14 protein-coding genes and 2 pseudogenes are annotated in these 20,456 nt (G+C 42.2%); 10 read left to right on the top strand and 6 right to left on the bottom strand.

Going from position 1 to position 20,456, the window contains the following annotated elements; all coding sequences use genetic code 11:
- Positions 1-111: 111 nt before the first annotated feature.
- Together AB6E51_RS14065 and AB6E51_RS14060 are read right to left on the bottom strand one after the other, a co-directional pair.
- On the bottom strand, positions 112-576 hold the full coding sequence (locus AB6E51_RS14065) for a thioesterase family protein (RefSeq protein WP_017061819.1): 465 nt from the start codon (positions 574-576) through the stop codon (positions 112-114).
- A gap of 149 nt (positions 577-725) precedes the next feature.
- Positions 726-1,688, bottom strand: a pseudogene (locus AB6E51_RS14060) (ATP-binding cassette domain-containing protein); the annotation flags it as partial.
- 133 nt (positions 1,689-1,821) lie between these two features.
- Here AB6E51_RS14060 and AB6E51_RS14055 point away from each other — a divergent pair.
- From AB6E51_RS14055 to AB6E51_RS14020, 8 genes are all read left to right on the top strand, one after another.
- Positions 1,822-3,324 (top strand): tyrosine-type recombinase/integrase, encoded by a 1,503-nt coding sequence (locus AB6E51_RS14055; protein ID WP_372050146.1) that lies wholly within the window; start codon positions 1,822-1,824, stop codon positions 3,322-3,324.
- 8 nt (positions 3,325-3,332) lie between these two features.
- Positions 3,333-6,254, top strand: a complete 2,922-nt coding sequence (locus AB6E51_RS14050; protein WP_372050145.1) for a hypothetical protein — start codon at positions 3,333-3,335, stop codon at positions 6,252-6,254.
- A 12-nt stretch (positions 6,255-6,266) separates the two neighbouring features.
- Positions 6,267-8,390 (top strand): hypothetical protein, encoded by a 2,124-nt coding sequence (locus tag AB6E51_RS14045; protein WP_372050144.1) that lies wholly within the window; start codon positions 6,267-6,269, stop codon positions 8,388-8,390.
- Positions 8,387-8,848: a transposase gene (locus AB6E51_RS14040; protein ID WP_372050143.1), complete on the top strand. Its 462-nt coding sequence runs from the start codon at positions 8,387-8,389 to the stop codon at positions 8,846-8,848. Before AB6E51_RS14045 ends, AB6E51_RS14040 begins: the two co-directional genes overlap by 4 nt.
- 463 nt (positions 8,849-9,311) lie before the next feature.
- Complete coding sequence (locus AB6E51_RS14035; RefSeq protein ID WP_372050142.1) at positions 9,312-10,796, top strand: caspase domain-containing protein; 1,485 nt, start codon at positions 9,312-9,314, stop codon at positions 10,794-10,796.
- A 160-nt stretch (positions 10,797-10,956) separates the two neighbouring features.
- Positions 10,957-11,406 carry a hypothetical protein gene (locus AB6E51_RS14030; RefSeq protein WP_372050141.1) on the top strand — a complete coding sequence of 150 codons (450 nt, stop codon included), beginning with the start codon at positions 10,957-10,959 and terminating at the stop codon, positions 11,404-11,406.
- Positions 11,407-11,410: 4 nt separating this feature from the next.
- Positions 11,411-11,944, top strand: coding sequence for a hypothetical protein (locus AB6E51_RS14025; RefSeq protein ID WP_372050140.1), 534 nt, complete (start codon positions 11,411-11,413; stop codon positions 11,942-11,944).
- A 27-nt stretch (positions 11,945-11,971) separates the two neighbouring features.
- Complete coding sequence (locus tag AB6E51_RS14020) at positions 11,972-12,745, top strand: hypothetical protein (RefSeq protein ID WP_372050139.1); 774 nt, start codon at positions 11,972-11,974, stop codon at positions 12,743-12,745.
- Positions 12,746-12,985: 240 nt separating this feature from the next.
- Here the strand turns inward: AB6E51_RS14020 and AB6E51_RS14015 are convergent, their stop codons facing one another.
- The 4 genes and pseudogenes from AB6E51_RS14015 to AB6E51_RS14000 all read right to left on the bottom strand — a co-directional run.
- Positions 12,986-13,471, bottom strand: coding sequence for a DUF1353 domain-containing protein (locus tag AB6E51_RS14015; RefSeq protein WP_372050138.1), 486 nt, complete (start codon positions 13,469-13,471; stop codon positions 12,986-12,988).
- 21 nt (positions 13,472-13,492) lie between these two features.
- The gene (locus AB6E51_RS14010; protein ID WP_372050137.1) at positions 13,493-14,578 is read right to left on the bottom strand and encodes a hypothetical protein; all 1,086 of its coding nucleotides are present in this window, start codon (positions 14,576-14,578) and stop codon (positions 13,493-13,495) included.
- Positions 14,579-14,591: 13 nt separating this feature from the next.
- Positions 14,592-15,683, bottom strand: a complete 1,092-nt coding sequence (locus tag AB6E51_RS14005; protein ID WP_372050136.1) for a hypothetical protein — start codon at positions 15,681-15,683, stop codon at positions 14,592-14,594.
- 221 nt (positions 15,684-15,904) lie between these two features.
- Positions 15,905-16,317: pseudogene (locus tag AB6E51_RS14000) on the bottom strand (IS4 family transposase); the annotation flags it as partial.
- Between the two features lie 236 nt (positions 16,318-16,553).
- Here AB6E51_RS14000 and AB6E51_RS13995 point away from each other — a divergent pair.
- On the top strand, positions 16,554-18,497 hold the full coding sequence (locus AB6E51_RS13995; protein ID WP_372050135.1) for an ATP-dependent endonuclease: 1,944 nt from the start codon (positions 16,554-16,556) through the stop codon (positions 18,495-18,497).
- Positions 18,497-20,254, top strand: a complete 1,758-nt coding sequence (locus tag AB6E51_RS13990; protein WP_372050134.1) for a UvrD-helicase domain-containing protein — start codon at positions 18,497-18,499, stop codon at positions 20,252-20,254. The genes AB6E51_RS13995 and AB6E51_RS13990 overlap by 1 nt, the downstream gene beginning before the upstream one ends.
- Positions 20,255-20,456: the final 202 nt, after the last annotated feature.

Below are 20,456 nucleotides of genomic sequence, written 5' to 3'. Positions count from 1 at the left end.
ATAACGCTCAACCGCTTATAAGCACTCTGAACCAATAAACAAAAGGCCACTCAATCGAGTGGCCTTTTTAATGTCTGAAACTTTCTGAATCTTTCTCAACCAACGAATACGTTATTCTGTCACGGCTTCTTGTTTGAAGCATGGGCTTTTCAACGTGTTCATCTTTTCGATTTCATTGGTTAAGCGCAGCGAGAGCAGGGCTTTCTGGTTCGAAGCAAAATCAAACATCACGATAGTCGCAGTGCCAACGGTCGTCAGTTTCTGTTGAGCCTTACTGACAATCGCGTATTCCATTGTGAACCGATCATCTTGAATATCGGTAACACGTGAGCCAACCATCAAGGTATCTGGATACGTGACTGGGCGGAAATACTTACAGTAAGTGTCACCAAGAACAGGGCCAACTTTGGTAATCGCCATCTCTTCCATCAACTCAACGTGCTTGAAAAAATCTAAGCGAGCGGTTTCGAAATAGCGAAAATATACAGCGTTGTTAACGTGATTGAGTGCGTCCATTTCTCCCCAAGCGACAGGGATTTCTGTTACTACCGGGTAGTCAGATAATAGTGCTTCCATGCGAACTCTCTTATTGTTATGTAGGGATAAGTTGTTATTGGAATAAAAACCCTACCGCTAAATTAACAAAACTGCAACACGCGTGATTTAAGTTTTTGAAGCTTGAAACCACACAATGTCAGTGACTTAGTTGCACATCCACTCAATAGTTAGGCACTAAGGTGTTTGAATTGCAGCTCAACTAAGCGTTGGTACAATTCGCAGCTATTGATGAGAGACTGGTGGTCGCCGATGTCTACTAGCTGTCCTTTATCGAGCACTGCAATCTGGTCGGCGTGTTTAATTGTTGATAATCGATGGGCGATAATAATCGTTGTTCTGCCACGCATTAACTCTTCTAACGCTTGTTGTACGTGATGCTCACTTTCACTGTCTAGTGCGCTGGTTGCTTCATCCAACAATAGAATATTTGGATCTTTCAAGATGGCACGTGCGATAGCAATACGTTGTCTCTGCCCACCAGAAAGCCTTACACCACGTTCACCAAGAAAGCTGTTGTAGCCATCAGGTAGGTTTTGAATGAACTCGTGTGCGTGCGCTTTCTTCGCCGCTTCGATCACTTGCTCGTCTGTTGCCTGCGGGTTGCCGTAGCGAATGTTATGGAACACATCGTTACTGAACAGAGCAGGTTGCTGCGGCACCAATGCCATCTGCTTTCTCAGCTCGTTCGGATCAAACTGATTGAGTTCAACGCCGCCTAACGTCACTTTACCCACTTGTGGGTCGTAGAAACGTTGCAGCAGTTCGAACAGGGTGGTTTTACCTGCGCCAGACGGGCCAACCAATGCTAACACTTTGCCTTCATGGGCAGTGAGCGTGAGGTTGCTTGTTGCGGGTTGGTCCGGTCTTGATGGGTAACAGAAGGTCACATCATCAAATGCTACTTCTGGCGTTACGTTAGCAAGCGAGGTTGGGTTCGCAACTGGCGCAACAATATGGCTTTCAACTTGTAGGATCTCGATTAAGCGCTCGGTCGCACCTGCCGCGCGTTGCAGTTCGCCCATAACTTCTGAAATCGTACCTAATGACGAAGCAACCATGATTGCGTAGAACACAAACGCGGCTAAGTCACCTGCCGACATAGTGCCGTTGATAACATCACTGCCGCCTACCTTCACGTAACTAATTAGGATAAACCTTCATTTATTACTATTATTAAAAAGTATTACCATATCCAAACCGTTTAAATAGGCGGCGTTAACATATTATTTTTGACCATGGAACAACCAACAGCTGGAGAAACCGATGACAGTCAATAAAGACGCAGAGTTACAAGCGTTGGTCAAAGTTATACCAACTCGGGTCAATGTTGGAAGCCACCCAGAGTTCGTTGTGGATGACCATGGTGAATACCAGATGACCACAATTGCTCCCGATATCAAATTGCGGACAGTGAGGTATGCAAGGGATGAGTTCGTGGATAAGTTCCCGATGCTTGTTTCACCGTATCGGGTGTCAGATGTGTTGGAGATGAACCTTTTCTTAATTCATCGATATATCGGTCAGTATTCCATTAAGAGGAACAATACAAAAGGTCGTAGTCATTTGGCTGAATCAGAAACCACCAGAGCCTCAGCCCGACCTTCTCGCGTCGACATTGCCACGGTAGAGGTTTCAGCAAAGCATCTGACAGTGTTCCTGCGCTGGCTCATCGACAACGATGTTGACTGGGCTGAGTCTCTGTCCGAACCCTTGAATGATCGTGTGTCAAGTTTAGAGTTGTTGCCCGTATGGCGATTTCGTGAAGACTTAATGAACCATGTAGAGTCAGGTCAACTTTCCTACCACTATGCGAGTAACCGTATTCAGATAGTTAAAACATTTTATGAATGGGCATGGAAAAACCATAGAATCAAATCAATTCCCTTCAAGCATATAACCAAAACTATCCGAAAGCGTGGCTATAAGGCCAGTAACTGCGGGTCTAACTTGGCTAGCTTGCTGTTTAGTATGGGTAATGGGCCCACCCCCAAAGGTGGAATTCCCGTGTTCACAACCAGCTTGGCGCTCCCGAGAAAGATCATACAGAAACAATCATCGCCAGAAGATGGGCTGCAACCTTACTCGCTTGATGAGCTTAATTCGCTGATCAGTAGCGATACGCTAAAAAAAGATAACTACGCACTTTGGACCGAATTGGGTTACCGCTGTGGTCTTAGGACAATGGATATAGTTCAACTAAACTACGAAGACCTTCAGAACCCTGACGTCGCTTCGAACAAACAGTTTAAGATTACCATCCTGTCATCAAAAGGAAATAAGGAACGCCGTTTCACCCTGTCCCGAGAGTTGATGGGGAAACTTTGGGCTTTCGTTAATAGCGATGAATACGCAAGCCGCCGTATGAAATACGAGATAAAACAAGGGCTTGATAGCAAACTGCCTTTGTTCATCAACAATATGGGTTGTCGAACAACAAAACGTAGTGTCAGCAACATGATTTCCATTGTTCGAGCTGAGGAAAAAGAGAAAGGGCGGCCTGTCCTAAAGCGTTCGTTCCATGATCTTAGAGCGACGTTTGCTACATACCTAGCCAGTTATATGCTTGAAGCCGGGTACTCGGATCAATTTATCAAGGTCACGTTAACTCGCGAACTAGGACACTCTAACTTTGAGACTTCACAACGTTACATTGATTTCGCTAAAACGGATTGCTCGTTCAGTAATGTTGCTTCGCCTTGGGTGACTGAAATTTACCAACCATTACAGGCATTGCTTTGCGAAGAAACAAAAGAACTGGTTATATGAGGACGCCAATGCAAAAAAACACGTCTAACATTGACGTCAACATACCGATGTTTCCACAGTGTAGTCCTATCTGCAAACAGCAGCTTGATGTGATAAACGCGGTGTCCATAAAGATCGCAAATGACGCATACCTGGTTGTGCAGCGATCTCTCGGGCGTGAAAGTGGATGGACATACCAAGTTACAATCAAATATTTAAAGGTGTTCGCGGAAAATCTATCTAATTTAGTAACTAAACTGGGTGATGATGCAGCCCCTCTTCTGCTACAGGGGTTCCAAGTGTTATTGTCAGATCGTGACTATTGGATGAAGATTGAGAAATGCGCTGAAGTGGTCTTTATACACAAGGAGGGAGTTAAGGGGAATAAGGGTGTTTCAGAGTTATCAAAAGCTATTTTATATTTGTTGAGGTCGTTCAAGAATAATCCTCCAGACCTGATATCTCCAAGTTCTATTAGATTACCAGATCAGAACAAGGCACACACTTACACACTAGCGGCACTTTACCAAATTTCCACTGAGCTGATATTAGAGTGCCAAGCTTTAATCATGCGCTATGTAGCAGCAAGCGCAATGCCTGAACGGGCCATACTAAAAACTCAACCAGCAGTCTCTGGGTTGGTTGCTGCCGCTCAAGACAACCAAATCAAGGAGGGGTTACAGGCAGAAGGCCTCAGATACATCGCCTCGGATGGTGAAAATTGTCTCCAGGCACTTAACGCCTGCCTTACAAGACAGGACAAACTTGCGTTATTGGTGTTGTTGCGAGAGTGTGACCCGAGCATTCTAGGCCCCAACGAAAAAGCCATTCCGGCCACAGTGAAATCCTTCCCTATTGAGTACGATGGTATTAAGAGAAACCTGCAGGCGGTCTATTTAATTTCTCCTAAAATGGTTCAGCAAGCCCAAGAATATTTATTAAAGGTAGCTGAAAGTCATGAGGATGCTTTAATTGGAAAATCGCCGAAAGAGTTTGTGAGCAACTTTCCCAGCGTAGGTCGATGGATCAATCAACTTCAAGACCAGCTTGACACTGACGACCGTCGACTGATTTATGACAAGGGAGCCTTAGCGTTCTTGGAAAATGAAGGTAAGTTACTTCGATGGTTATATGAAATGTCACAATCGTTAAAAAAGAAAAATACCAACATTGAGAAAAAATTGTCCATTAAGCCGACAATGGCTGGAACCAGTTTACAGAACTCTTATATCGCCCTTACGGGGCTGCTGTCATTTCTGGTAGGTCATAGAATTAAAGTGGAGCGCTATTATCCGTATTTTCTTGAGTTTCCCCATGAAGGTGATCCTCATGATTTTCGCTATTACTCGATCCAGTATATACATGAGAATTATCCGGCTCTTAGCTGCGATATAGTTAAGGCTAAAGATAGAATGCTAGGCTCTATGGCACATGACGCTCGAGCTAATGTATCGGTATATAGCTTCTTCCGAGTTTTGAAACCCATCTTTGAATTCTGTGATGGGTTGTTCACGACGAGGGAAAAAAATAGCTTAGCAAAAAAGGGGGTGCGAGCACTCTCGCTTCATCATCATAGGATCATGAAGAAATGCTTGGAGCGAATACAGCAACGTTTCAAGTCGGGCGATATCAGTTCAGAGACTGCTCACACTAGTCAAAGGGTACTCAAAGAGTTTTCTGCGATGCATGGTTTTACTTGGGTAGACTCTTTCCCAATTGATGCGGGTCGCGCCAACTTGTTGAATGATAAGAAAGATACAGATGACTATTATATTCTAGAGGAAGTAGCACAACTGGCTTTTCACATTGAATTGCTGTTGGCGAAAGACGATCTGCCGCGTCTGCATCAACTTTGGCTGAGAGTGGCGCGCATCATTCTGAAAACTAACTGGAATCTTACGCCTGTTTTAAACTTGGAGGTGGGGGACCTCTTCGAGGTTGAGTTCGCCGGTAAGCGCTCTTACCTTGTTCGGCTGTTCAAGCCTCGTGCTAACTACGACACCCAATGGAATCGCTTTGACACTGACATCAGAGCCGACGCGTTATTTACTGATGATATCAAGGTTGGTAAAGAGGTGTTGTCGGTGATCAGAGACCTTCAATTCATAATGAAGGACCTATCTGCAAGCATCAGGATTAACTTGTCAGATACACACCCTTTCAAAACGTCGCTGATGATATTCAATGACGGACTGCACTCCAACGGTCGGACAAAACGCTTAACGGAGGGCAGCTTTAAAAAAGGCATTAATGATCTGCTGTCGGCGAATAATTGCCCTATCCTATTTACGCCTACCAGGATTCGAAAAGGGGGGCTAAATTTCATCTATCGCCAAGTAGGTAAGGACGTAAGAAAATACAAGGCAGCGTCGAACCATACTTGGGAAGTATTCAAGAAGCATTACTTTAGATACGATGGAAAGGCCAGTGAGGAAACGTTATCAAATGCCATTTCAATCATGGGAGATTATTTCCATGGTCGGCCCATTATTGAGAAAATTAAAATAATCACAGAAACAGAAGAATATTGGCAGCAAGTACCGAATGGTAAATGCGCCTCGCTAGGCAATGATGTACAAGCTCAAGCTTACAACAAAGCAAACCATGCGCTATTCAAGGCACTTGGCATGGAGGATAGCGAACGTTGTGCCGACTTCAATGCCTGCCTGTGGTGTGAACATTATCGCGGAATCGCGGATGCTGAGCATGCTTACCGGCTTCTGTCATATCGTAATTTTGTTATTGCTGACATGGAGGCGAGTATTGGTGAGTCATTGAACACGGGGCTACAAAAAGAGTATACCCGCCTGCTAATGCAGCGAGTAGATGAGGTATTAGCCGATATGGATGCTATAAATCCTAACTGTCGTAAAACAGCAGAGTTCTACATGGAAGAGCATGGTATCCACTCAGATTGGATGTTAGCTAGTACGACAAGTGGCATGCAATAAAAAGGAAAGCATGTGGACATTACATATCTTATAGACCAGTTGCATCTGATTGACCCTGCTGGGCAATTGAAGCTGAAGAAACTTTGTTTAGAGCAATACCAACGACTAGATGAGTGCGTTTTGTGGCGCACAGAGCGTGGTCAGCTAAATCTGATAAAAAATGTCAGCTTTGGTGACAACGAATTCAAAGGAATGGGACGCTTAGACGGTCAAATGTCGTTTACGGGTTTGCGCCTATTTGACTATGAACTTAAGTCTCTTACGCTTCTTTATCATAAGATTGGTTATATTGAGGGTGACTATGGTTTTAGGTGGTCAACGACGCGAAGTATGCTTGCGCCAATCAAAAAGCTTGCCCTGTTTCTCAGCGAGAGAAACTACATTTCTTTTCGGCAGTTTGACCAAGTCCACCCCGTTATACAGAGAAACTTGTTAGATAACTTTCTATTGGCAAGCAATACTGAGAACGGTATGGATTTGCAAGGAACCGCATCATCACGTAAAACGATTCAGGATAGTTTGCCAGTTATTCATCGTTATGGTTTGTTCAGCGATGATACGGCAGCCACCTTTTATGAAGCTATTGATGCCATCCCAAGTATTGAAATTAGGGATTACAGCAGCTCACACCCAGTGATCCCTACTGGGATACTTAAGAAGGTGATCCAACAGTCCAAAGAGCGAATTGACGAAGCTGAAAGGCTACTCCCCGAGTGGGAGGATGCTAACGAACGCCTTATCAATAAACTAATAGAAGGGAGACCGAAGTTCGCAGAAAAACTAGCGAAAAAATCAAGCGATATTATTCGCCGTTATGTGTCGTCCAATCCCAATTATGATAATGACTTTAAAGGCGATCTCAAACGCCTGTATGAGACGTTTAAATGGCTCCGGGTTGAAGTTTATGTACAAGTACTAACATTCTCGGGCATGCGAAATCAGGAAGTGGCGGCATTGAAAAACAATGCCGCGAAATCTCGTGATGACCGTTTCTATATTCGGTCAGTACTGTTTAAGACTTCTCCAGGCCGGATGACCCTAAACTGGGTTAGTAATGCAGATACATACCGCGCAATTAGCTTACTGTCACGTTTCAACAAGTCCCTACATAAACGGGCGCAGATGCTTCTTGAACACCATAGGGATGAGATGACGCAAGAGCTCATCTACTACTTAGAGGATGGAATAAAACAAGACAAGCTGTTTGGCACAATACCTAGCCAGCGTTCAATAAGTTTTACTGATAAGTGTAAATTAAATACACGGTCGAACTCTCCAGGTAAAGACGGTAGGTTCAACTTAAATGAATACCGCTTTGAACTGTCAGAGCGCGATATTCAACAACTTAATATGATGAGTTGCAACTATCAGGGAATGGGGGGTAGGAGTCGTCGCACTAGATATAGGTCAGGCGACAAGTTCAACATCACTCCGCACCAGTTTAGACACACCTTCGCTTGGTTTATTATCGCTAACCGACTTGGTGACCTTGATGATATCAAGTATCAATTTAAGCACCTATCCTCATCGATGTCTATGGTATATTCACACCGGGGATATGAAACCATAGAAGAACTTCTGGATGTTATTGAGGGATTCGATGCTCAGATCACCGAGAAATTGGCAACCGAATTGGTGGCTAAGGCTCAAGTTCGCCGCCTGTCAGGCGGTGGTGGTCAGCGCTGGGTTAAGGCTGCTGAAGCACTTCAAATCAGTGTTAGTAATATTGATATAATTAATGATGACAATTCTGCATCCACCATAAAAAAGACACTGCATTTCAAAGATGTGGAGCAGTACACTGCTTTCTTAGTTAAGCACCTTAATGGGGTTAGGGGCTTGCCACATGGTCTATGTACAGGCGGCGAGGACTGCAAGATCAAAAATGCGGCTGTTCCGACTGGTTGTGTTTTATGCGGTAACTACATCGTTAGTGAGCGTCACCTACCGCATTGGAAAGCGATGGAAAACTACACATTAAACAAATTGAGTATTTTTGAACAAGCTACACTTGAGCAACAGGCTCCCTACCAGTTACAAGCTAAGTCATGGCACGCAACACTTAAAGCGGCAAGGATGATTATAGAACATGTTGAAACTGGTAAAAATCAACCATTTGGGGAGGTTGGAGTATGAGTCAGTCCACGAGGGAGAAACTTTATGCAGCTCTAGATAGGATGATCCAAGAGGGAGTGAAGATAAATCCTAACGCAGTTGCTAAACGTGCAGGAACTACTACAGCCAATTTACGCCATTATCCTGAACTGCATGCGAGAATCAAAATTCTGAAGGATCAGCAAAAACAGCAGAGAATTGAAACCGATAAGGATAAGTTGATCCGAAAGCAGGCCGAAAAAATCAAACGATTAGAAGCCAAAGTCGAACTGCTCTCTGCTAAGCTCGAGACTGGCAGTGACTCTGAAGCTATGGCTACAATGGTTGCTCAGATGGTAGAGATCTATCGTGCGTATGACGACGTCTGCGGTAACGCTCATGATTTAGCAAACTTGCTTGCGCATACGCAGAAACATTTCGAGTGTGGCCCTAACACTGGCGAGATATTGAAAGGACTTTGGCCAAAAGAGGACACATGATGGCTAGCCTAGACTGGATGTCCCTAAATAAAAGTTTCGACCTATAAAGGGTATATGAATGTGTATCTGATCTGGCAATAAAAGGTAGAAATACTTTAAAGACGACACAGGTCTCAGGGGCTAGAGTAGTTTTTATGAGCGCATGGGCGTAAACACATTTCTGTCCAGCTCCGTGCTGACGGGTAGATCATCGTAACGCAGATCTGCCCCAAACCTTCACAGAACCTGCAAACGGAACACCTGAGCAGTACACCAATAGGCCAAGTTAAACTAATCCGTGCTTTGTTCTCTCATACGGAATTTTTCCGTAACTCGCCCCAACAACTATATGTCGATTCACATAACAGGTTGATAGCAGTTGAGTTTCATTATAAATGGCAGCAACATAGACGGAATGCAAAGACGGAAAAAGTCCGCCTATAAAGCGTTAGGTCTAGGTAATAAAAATAGTAAAGAGGTACCTGTGGGTAAGAAATTGGCAATGTTAATTGGCGTATCCAATTACGATAATGAAGCGAGTCTAGAACCGTGCAGTCGCGATTTAGAGTTAATGTCATCAATAATTAATTTGACTCAAAAATATGACGACTGCCTTTTGTTAAATGAGAGCCCAAACAGCACAGAAGCAAAAGCTGCACTTTCCTCATTTATACGCAAGTATCATGAAGATGATATAGAAGAAGTGTTTTTCTATTATACTGGTCATGGGACCCGCTATGGAGATGACTTTCTATATCTTTTTTCTGATTTTAGTGGATCAAAAATCGAGCAAACGTCCTTAAGGAATAGTGAGTTTGATTCAATGTTAAAGTCCTTAAATCCTGACTTAGCTGTTAAAATTGTTGACGCGTGCCAATCTGGTACAGAGTACATAAAATCAAATAACGATTTACAGGTTGTATTTGAAAAATCGTCAACAAACAATTTTAATAAAACTTATTTCCTATTTTCATCGTCAAACACCCAATCATCAATAGCATTGCCTGATTATAGTGTATTCACAAAGAGCTTTGCTCATTCCTTACAAAACTTCGAAGGCAAAGATATTCGTTATAGAGATATCATGGCCTATATTTCAGATGATGTTTCAGTTCAGAAATATCAAACACCATTGTTTGTGCAGCAGGCTGATAATACGGAAGTGTTTTGTAATGTATCTGAGTTGCTAGGTGAAAAGTTGGAAGAATTACTACCTTCGTCATCTTCAATACAATTGGAAGATGAAGAAGGTGTAACAGAAGGTGGAAAATCTGAGCTTTCAGAAGATGAAAAGTTAATTCAGGCTATTCGTGCTAAAGCGAAAGATTACTGTGATGAAGAAAAGTGTATGCAGTCTCTTTCAAAGTTAATAGAAACGGTTAAGGCTTTTGAGTGGTCAGTTATATTAAATGAACTATACGATATAGAAGTTGACTTGGAAACTGACTGTGACAAGTTGAACAACACCGAAAGTATAGCTAACTGGTTAACATCAAATGATGACAACTATTTCGCAAGGCCTACATACAAAGATGAAGAGTACGAAGTTAAGGAGAAGGTCGAATATGAACCCCAATCAATTCGTTCTTTAGCTATGTTTGGTAGAGAAAAGCGTGTCGAATATAGGCCTGTAACTAAATATCGAAAAGTTGTCGATGGTTTTGAATTAACAGCACCGTCTCCTGGCTCGGCATTGGTTGTGACACTTACCCCATCTGAAGAAAACCTACCTTGGTATCAGGTGTTTATAACGTTCGTTTTCTCAAAGTCCAAACTTACAATTTTCTGCAAGTATGAAAGATTGAAGGAAGTAAGTTGGAACAATCGCAAACTAGGTAATTCGCAGGAATGGCAAATTGCCCATTGTAAACTTAGTGATCAGGATGAAATCCAAAATGTTATGAGCAACTTATTGAAGCAAGTAGAAAGCTCCATAGTAAAAGTTCTGATCAAACGCTTTGGGGAATAGACCATACAAACGCTTTAAGCCGACAACCAACGCGTGGCATTTTCGGTTTCAGCAAGTTTAGTGATTACGGTGTTTTGTTTTGTTTTGGCTCTGCATTGCGTTGGTTGCAGCTTAAGCGGGCGTTAGGCATCTATCAGACATAATGAGTAGAGGGATATCTATGAAATTGAAATATAAAGGACTTTTTGTGCTCGTACTGTCTTTTTTTTATGAAACGAGTTTGGCCAAAGATCATGTGGAGAGTCAAATTGTAATTAACTTTGATAAAGATAATTACCGAGAAGCTCAGGCTGTCTCTATGATTAGTCCCAATCAACTTGTTCAACTTTGGGGGTGGTTAAGGTTTATACCGGATGGAAAAATAGCTCCAGAAACCTATTACTTAGAGTGGGAATACCAAGTAGATGGAAGAACTGAAAATTTGGGTAACTACAATACCAATAAGAAGTATCTTCACTATCAACGAAAAGCAGACAGAGAAGAGGCCTTTTACTGGGTTTCGAAAAGGGTTTGGAGTCAGAGTAAAGGACGTTATGTTTTTCGTGTTTATGTCGAACGTAACGGTAAGCCACAGTTAGTAAGTGAGTCGATGGTCGAGATAGGGAGCTAAGGGTATGAAAAATATAAAAATTGTATTGTTCTCACTTTTCTTCATGTTTTCTTCGTTATGTATCGCAAATGATGAAAAGACAAACATTCTATTGGAACAAATTAACCAAGTAGAGAATACTCTTCGCTCAGACAATGAATTTCTAGAAGAAAGGGTGAAATCTTTAGAATCAAGACTCTCTAAATTGTCTATTGAGCTCGCAGATGTACAATCGCTTAGAGAAGAAATTGAATCAAAATATCAAAGCATCCTAAGAAAAGAGGCTTCCTTTAGCTCAATATCTGAAGATATAACGGCTAATAAATCTTCTATATCTTCCATAAAAACAGACATTATTAACATGAAAACTAATCAAGTTCGGTTGGAAGGTGATATAGACTCATCGCAAAAAATCGTGACTTGGGTGACTTTGATTGTATCTGTTGTAGTTGTCTTAATTGGTGCATTTTTCTCACGGTCATTTTTGGAGCTTTACTCAAATTATAGAGTGGTATGCGCACGTTACCCAGAAGCAAGGGAAGCTGAAAAAGATGCCTAACAAACGCTTCAACCTGACTGCCAACCCGTGGCATTTTTAGTTCAGTTTGGCTTTCGTGAATACGGTGGTCTGTTTGAGTGTGATGCAGTTGGCAGCAAGTTAAGCGGGCGTTTAGTTTGCAGGAGAAAAGTTGTGTGCAAAGATGTAGAAAGAAACTTAGAAGAGTTTGAACGCTGGAAATTGGCTCAAGATATAACCCAGCAAATAGAGAAAAATTTGACGAAAAAGTATGCCTGGATCGGAGCGCTGAGTGCGTTGATAATCAGTGTTGTATTAACAACGCTAGTTCAATCCTATACTAGTCAAGCATTAACTGATGCGCATGTTCAATTGGAAGTGTCTAAAGCACTACTAGAGGATTCGAAAAAAGAGCTGGATGAACTGCGAACTAAATCTAAATTAGTAGATGAACTCGAAATAAAAGTTATAGAGCTTAACAAGCTCGGTGAAAGCGCCAGTGCGACCTTAAAAATTATTAATACCGATTTTCTTTCCAATAAAGGTAGCACTTCTAATCGAGAAAATGTTTGGAAACAATATGAGGCTCAATTCTACATTTCCACTAATGTGACAAAAGGCCATGCATTAGTTTGTAGCGGTAGTGGACTATATAGTAAAGAGTTGATTGTTCGTTCAATTGGTGGGAGTAGCTTAATTTCTGTTTATGCAAGTGCGCACAATGCTTGTGAATCTTCGGGTAAAGAGCAAGTTTGGGTTAACAGTGAAGACGCTCTCTTAATAGGTTTAAGTGATGAATGGGGGTGGAACGTCTTTAATGTATCCGTGAGAAATACAAACTAACAAACGACTATGGCGTCAATAACTAATTTTTAGCTATGTTCTCATCCCACATGACGCCATCTCTTAGCATCGTATTTAATGACAAGATGTGATTCTAACTTAAGATAATGATTTCTATCAAAATAATTAGCGGACTCATCAGTGCTGAATGCCAACGATTCACTCCAAGTAGTGCTTTCATAATTATTGACCCTCCCCGATGGCTGGTGCTTTGTTTCAGATAATATTGTCACCATGGTTTTATTCCCAAGGATAAAGCTCTTCCGCACTTTTCCTTCGATTGCTTTCCCATGCAAAACCACCGAATACCCATAGGGCGACGTAAGCTAAACCGCTGATGATGGCCATCTCATTGACTTCTTTACTGACCTCATGGAAAAGCTTATCCCACGCTTTGTGATTATGCATTTCTAGCGACTTTTTATAGCCCGTCGGTGAGTCTTTATCGACCTCCCACAAGTATTGGTAGCGATAACCATAATCGTGGATAAGCCCAGGGATTAACAATAATCCTGTCGGAGATAACAAGAACCACAGCAACCTTGGGATCGACGCGCCATCAAACACGAACCCTTTAGGGATAACATATTCATGTCCCTGATAAACATAATGCCAGTTTTCCAGCAACTCCCATTGGCGGATCGAGGTTATCCATCTAAATAATTTGATGGGGAGCGTTTCACCTTTAGTTTTTATTGTTAATGGACGAATACTCGGCATACTCATTTCAGTTCACCTCACAGTGCACTATTGATTGTTCAGCAGTTTATTCGCGGTTTGTTGCCATCGCATAGCTTCGCTCTTCTTATCTTCAAAGATTTTAAGCAAATCCACCGTGACAAAATAACCAATGTCACCATCTCGTGTCGTCACCCCAAGTGAGTAACTATTATTGATATGAAGCATAACGCCATGCCCAAAGTCATCAACTCCGGCTCTATCAGAATATGTACTAACAATTGACGCACCGCACCCAAAGTTCGCGCCTAAGCAAGACCGCCAAGCGTTGATACCAAACCATTCTACCGCAAGGGCCGCTTTGAATTGGTTACCATCTGATGCGTCATGGACGTATTCGAGTAATGCATTTGGGTGGAAGAGAAAGTATTGCAATTTCGGAGGGAGGGCAAACTCCTTTTTTGTCAGCTCTTTTCGGTTAAAGCCCGCAGTCACCATCCGGTCTAGAAATGTTTGAGAACGCGCATTGTCGAAATAATTATCCCACTCTTTACCGTAGGCTAGCGCTAAACCAGAAATTATCTTTGATTCAACTTGAACAATTGGGTCTTTGTAAGCGCTCACCGCAGACGCCCACCCGTCGAGATAGAGTCGGCAGGCGTTAGCGTTATTTTCTGGCGAAAGGCACTTCATTTCAGACGCGCAGCGCTGACTGTTCGCGATGGTATCGACTTCAAATCCGAGCACATCTCCGTCTTGTGGAGAGGTATCTTCTAGATACAATTCATCTGGTGAGCCAGACCCATGTCTTGCCTTATCAAATCTGACACCAAACAATGGCCAAACGTTCGTCACTTCCGTTTGATGCTGAAACTTAGTCATCAAATGGGTTGTACTGTTTTCCTGATTTAACAGCAGCGTTCTATCTACCTCTTCAGCACTCATTTCCAACCGTTCAAGCCACGTTGTCACCTGTTTTTTCTCCGACTCTGTCAACCCCCTATCTTTCGCTTTCAACAACATTTCGCCGAGCTCTGTTGAGGTTTTGTTCAGTATGTTCCAATGTTCGTATCCGCTGGATGGTTGACACTCAGAACCATTAACCATTTGGCTCCAACCCATCACTAAGACTAGTGCTAGTTTATAGACTTTCATGGCTTGTCCTCCGTTACTCATCATCGTCATCAAAAAGACTTTCTATAAACATTCGATAGTCTTTGAGCATCAGAAGTAAACCCTTCATATCATCAAATGAGTCCATCGCTGATACATAGTTTTTGATGGCCTTTACGCCTTGGTATACATCCTTAACTTGCTGATGCGCTTTCTCAACTTCAGTATCATTAACTGAGAAACTGCCTTGAGGCATCACTCTATCTAAAAACTGTATCGCCACATTCGGGTTGCTAAGGTAACCCACCAGATCATGTGGATTTGCAGAGTGAGTAAATCTTTCAGTCTCCATACGAATGTAATTGCGTTGATAGGCACGTACTGTCACCCAACCTTCATCCGCTTTGGGATCAAAACGATAGAAGAGATTAAACGGGTCATATTCATGAAAAACATTATAAAAATATTCCGTGCACCCAGTATTGTCGCGGCTTGGTTTAACTTTTGTAGATAGTGGGTTCAGGCTTGTACCAAGGAGCTTACGATTTACGGAATAGAGCAAGTTACTGACGTTGGAAACCATCCAGAGTGAGTCCAATCTTAGCTCATTTGGAGTGTAGCTATATGATATACCAGTCTCAGGGTCTTTTATTCCCCCACCGTATAAACATGCTAATGTGTCATGCATTGCCGCAGTTCCTAGTGAATGCGCCAACACATGAACCTTCTGTTGCTGGGTGCGAGTCGCCATAGCTTCGGCAAACTTTTCAGCCAGTCTCAACCTCACCCTTTGTCCGTGTAAACCCGCATAGAGCAATACATCGAGGATATGGGTAGTAAAAAAGGTATCTTTATCAATCTGTGATTCCAGAGAGACGATGTGCTGAATAAAGCTGGCAGGCAGGTTTGAATGGGCTTGAAAGTAAGCACTGATGGGCTCGTTGGCCTGTTTTATTCGTTCCCGCTCTACCTCGAAAATATCATCGTAGCCAATAGAAACAATATCGACGTGGTTTTCAAACTTAACGTCCTTTGAGGAAGGGTATCGACTCAAGGCAATGTTTGCAGCTTTGATGATTTTTGCTTCAGTGGCACTTGCCGTGTGCTCACCCATGCCGTGGGTGACGACGAGTATTGATTTGCTCATAATATGTCTCCAGCCAACTGGATTTATGCAGTTGCCAGACACGCTTTTGATAAGTCTTTTTTAATACTAGCGACTGCATATTAAACTATAGCAACCGCTGAATCAGTCGCCTGGAAATTATCACTAAATATCTTGATATTGATCGCAAAAACCAAAAATTTAAATTGAAGTCTATTCATAAAATAAAAACTCATACGTCTATCTCTTAATCATATCTCGGTCTAATAATTCAGCAGCGATGCTGTTTCTTTGCTCAAATAGTAGCCACTAAGCATATCCTGTAGTTTGTCCCACCCGAGCCTCATGGTTGCCCAACTGGCGATTCCTGTGCGTTTGGAGTCATAAAAGCCGCCAAGTTTGTCAATAGCTTGATAGAGGATACGCCTTCGTCATGTGTGAGCACGTTTGTGCAAGGTTGTGACTCAATCGCTTCGGCCTGTTATTTGAGCCCGCGAGCCCTGAGTTGCGCCGCCAGCTTCAGGCATTCTTGCAGCTGCATGAGCCTAACGGCGACAAAGGCTAATATCGAGACCATACGCTCAAGGTTTTTCGGTTCAGTCATGCGTTGACGTTCTGCGCCGGCACCGGTTATCCAGGCTTTGTGATAATCCTCAACGCGCCAACGTTGTGAGTAAATTTATCATTTAGAGTAAAAGTTCAATCACATTGCTTTTTCATTAGTTTGCCATAGTAAAGGTTATGCAAAGTAACATGTGTATATAGTGAACTCGTCGACCTCCTGTTAGAACCATTAAAGTCCGCATCGTACATGAATAGTGTTAGCTAAGTCACTCAAGTCAGCTATCAATATAGTTACCCAAACCATATCAAACAGTTAGAATATGTCTATTCAAGTAGGTAGGGTAAGGCATGTATTTAAGTAACTTAAAAGCTGAAGGTTTCCGGTGTTTTGGAAAAGAGTTTAACGTCCAATTAGCAAGCGGATTAAATGTGATAGTTGGTGAAAATGGCGCAGGTAAAACGGCCATAATTAGCGCTATTAGACAGCTTTTTCACGATTCTGAATCAGGTAGATATAGCATTATTAGCGATGATTTTTTTAGCCCTTTTGTCGCTGGAGGCATAGATGCTTCATCGCTCTCTATAAGCGCTGAATTTGATGGGCTAGACGCAGCTGACAAAGTTGCTTTTCTTCCCTGGGTGGGAGCCTCTAATACTGCGCTGTTAAACCTACAAGCTGAAAACAAGGAAGTTCGAGGGCGATTCAAAAAAGTTATTTGGGGAGGGATATCTAGAAGCTCCCAGTTTGATCCTGAGTTACTAGATCTCGTTCAGTGTATTTACCTTCCCCCATTAAGGGACGCTGAGGCAAAACTATCAAATGGACGCCAATCTAGGCTATCAAAGCTTTTAAAAGCTCTAAATCGTAAACAGTTAAAAGAGTGTAAAAGAGACACTAAACTTCATCCTCTTGAATCTAAGTTGAAAGAATTCAATGAATCATTGGCTGATGACGGTAAATTAGGGATTAAAGATGCTAGTAAGCTAATAAATGATAATTTGACCAAGGCAATTGGGCATTACTTCGGGCAAAAAACCAGTATCCAATTTGCAAAAAGTGATTTTACTAAAATTGCCGAAAGCCTGACCTTGCTCTTCTTCCCAGACTTATCTGAAAAAGATCAGGAACTGTTCCGTGAGCTTAGTCAAAATAGCTTGGGCTATAACAACTTGCTTTATATTGCGTCGATTTTGGCAGAGCTAACGCTTGATGACGAAGATGAAGACCAACCACTTTTCAAGCTATTACTTATTGAAGAACCAGAAGCCCATCTTCATCCTCAGCTGCAAATAAGGCTGTTAAATCACTTAAGATCAGTGGCGGAAGAGAACAAAAATGTTCAAGTCATAGTAACTACACACTCTACCGTTTTAGCTTCTTCTGTAGACCTTGAGTCGATCATTCATTTGTCCAAATCACCAACCCCAGTAGCAACTCCTCTGCGTACCTGTGGACTTCCTAAAACTAGCAGTCAGTTCATAAACCGATGGTTAGATGTAACTAAATCAAACTTATTATTTGCAGGTGGCGTAATCCTTGTAGAAGGGATTGCAGAACAAATGATAATTCCAGCCTTGGCAGAAATCGTACTGAAAGAACAAGAAGAAGGACGCCAAAACCTTGAAGACTTAGGCATCTCGGCAATTAACTTAAACGGAATCTATTTCAAGCATTTCATGCAGTTATATTGCAATATTGATAGCAAAGATGATGACGATAGGAGCTCCTGGAATAACATTCCTGTAAGATGTGCCGGCATCACAGATCTAGATCCACCGAAGAGGCAAACAAGGCAGATTTCCGATCCAGAAGATACAAGCAAAATAAAAGAAATCGAAGAGGATTTCAGACCCTATGAAGGTAACACGAAAGACGGGACTAACCATGCCATCAAACTAGTTGCCTCTATCAATGAATCTACCAATGCTCGGCTATATGTTAGTAATTACAAGACCTTAGAGTATGACTTAGCTATGGAAGGAAATAATGCTGCGTTAATGTCTGAAATCATCGCTTCTCTGTGGCCTACGCCAGAAACAGGAACGAGCAAAATAATTGAACATTTTTCACAGCTAGCCTCGATAGACTGGACAAAAAAATCTCCAGAAGATGTCGCTGTAATGGCTCACAACATTCTAAAAAGAATTGACGACGATAAGATTGGGAAAGGGATTTTTGCTCAAGTGCTCACCGAAAAAATCCAACGTGAGGGTCGCCCTTTTGCTGTCCCTAAATACATCAGGGATGCAATTCTGTGGGCTACATCAATTGATGTTGCAGAGGAATGCTAATGGCTGTGGAATTTACTGATGAGCAACTTGCTTATGTGCACTCAAGTATAGAAGATAACATCTTTTTGGAAGCGTGTCCCGGAAGCGGAAAAACTGAAGTTGTTGCTGCAAAGGTTGCTAAGGAAATCGATGCTTGGGAAAAGCATCCAGGTGGACTTGCTGCACTTTCGTTTGCAAACAGCGCTACAGACGAGTTAGCGAGAAGAGTCTCAAAGTATCTACCCAGAGGTCAGAGCAAATTCCCTCACTTTTTAGGTACATTTGATAGTTTTATGTACAAGAATATCGTTTCTCCACTCTCTACAGAACTGACAGGCTATACTGGAGAAGGGCATGATGCATCAATTCGCATTGTTGAGCCAAGTGCGTATTTAGGATATCGAACTGCAACTGATATTTCAGAACGCGGGCGAATAAGTGCCCACCATTACTCTTTTGACCCGATAAAGAAGAAATTTATTTTTGCAACTGCTGACCAAAAGTTAGATAAAGCCCTTAATTCAATTGCCTTAGAAGACACCCAAATACAAGATCTGATCACTACCAAGAGAAAAATGCTCAGAGGCGGGTTTGCTACCTATCAAGATATTGAATATTTAACCTATAAAGCACTGAAGAAAAAAGAGTTTGACAACTATTTTTCTTTGCTTGCGGTACGATATCCACTAATCATTGTTGATGAGTGCCAAGATCTATCAGAATTACAACTAACAATTGTAAAGCTACTTGCCCGTAATGGAACAAGTCTCCACTTTGTTGGAGATCTTCATCAAGCAATTTATGGCTTCCGTAAAGTTGAGCCAGAAAAAGTAAAACAGTTTGCACAAGATAATAATTTCACTTGCTTGTATCTAACGCGAAATTTTAGAAGTTGCCAAAATATCGTCAACCTTTGTGCGACATTAACTGGTCGTGACAATATAGTTGGAAACATGACTTGGCTTGAACCAAGGTGCTTAGTGCTTCAGTATGACAAGTGCCCTACAGAACTCATAAGTTCTTTCGAGGAAAAATGTGATGGGTTCGAAAACAACGTCGTTGTGTCAAGAGGCCACTCCATACTGAATAAATTCCAGACTTCTATTGCCAAGCCAAACAACATTCAGAGGCTAGCTCTCGCTGTTAAGCTATATGACCCCGATAATATGGAAGCCCTCAATCAGTCTTTACAGCACTTCTCAGAGTTTCTTCGCTATCACTTAAAGGAAAGCTATAAGCCAAACAGTTTAAATTGTCCTCAATCTATTAGCTCTAACCTTACATGGCGCAAGTTTTTATATGGGGCTTTAAATTATTTGATTAGTAACTCTTTACAGAATGTCGATATTGAGTGGTCAAGCTGGGCAAAAAAAGCAAAGGTATTAATCCGAGCTCTCCCACAGCAAAGCTTTTGTTCTGAAGCTATTGTAAGCACACTAGCTCCGTTGGAAGACGTTAACTTAATTTCCCCGCCAGGATCTGCCAAACTTGAAGTTGCGCTGTCATTGACTGTTACTAACAAGCCATTTTTGCAGTTTACAAAAGGAACGATTCATAGTGCGAAAGGCGAAACCCACTCGGCCACTATAGTTATATCATCTGCTCGCTCAGGAGGTGATGCTCATTGGAAAGATTGGCTCAAAGACCCTGATAGCGAGGCTGCTAGGTTTGCTTACGTTGCATCATCAAGGCCGAGAGAACTTCTGATTTGGGCAGTGAAAACGCTGAAACCAGCAGAAAGGCAGCAACTAGAGTCAGTTGGATTTACTATTGTGTAGTGGATAAGGGAATTTAGTCACCACATGTAGGCAGGTCGCATGGTTGCAATACTAGAATTAATCCGAAAAAGTAAGAATGATCTTTGGGTCATAACTTAGAAATGTCCAAAACCCTCCCACCAAAACCATAGCGACCGCTGTATCCAGCTCGCCCCTCATATCCTCGACACATTCCCAAACCGACACAAGAAGTTAGGCCGTG

Origin of the sequence: Vibrio sp. 10N.247.311.47, assembly GCF_041467535.1 — a bacterium.
Taxonomy (GTDB): domain Bacteria; phylum Pseudomonadota; class Gammaproteobacteria; order Enterobacterales; family Vibrionaceae; genus Vibrio; species Vibrio crassostreae_C.
This window is presented reverse-complemented; position numbering and strand designations above follow the sequence as displayed.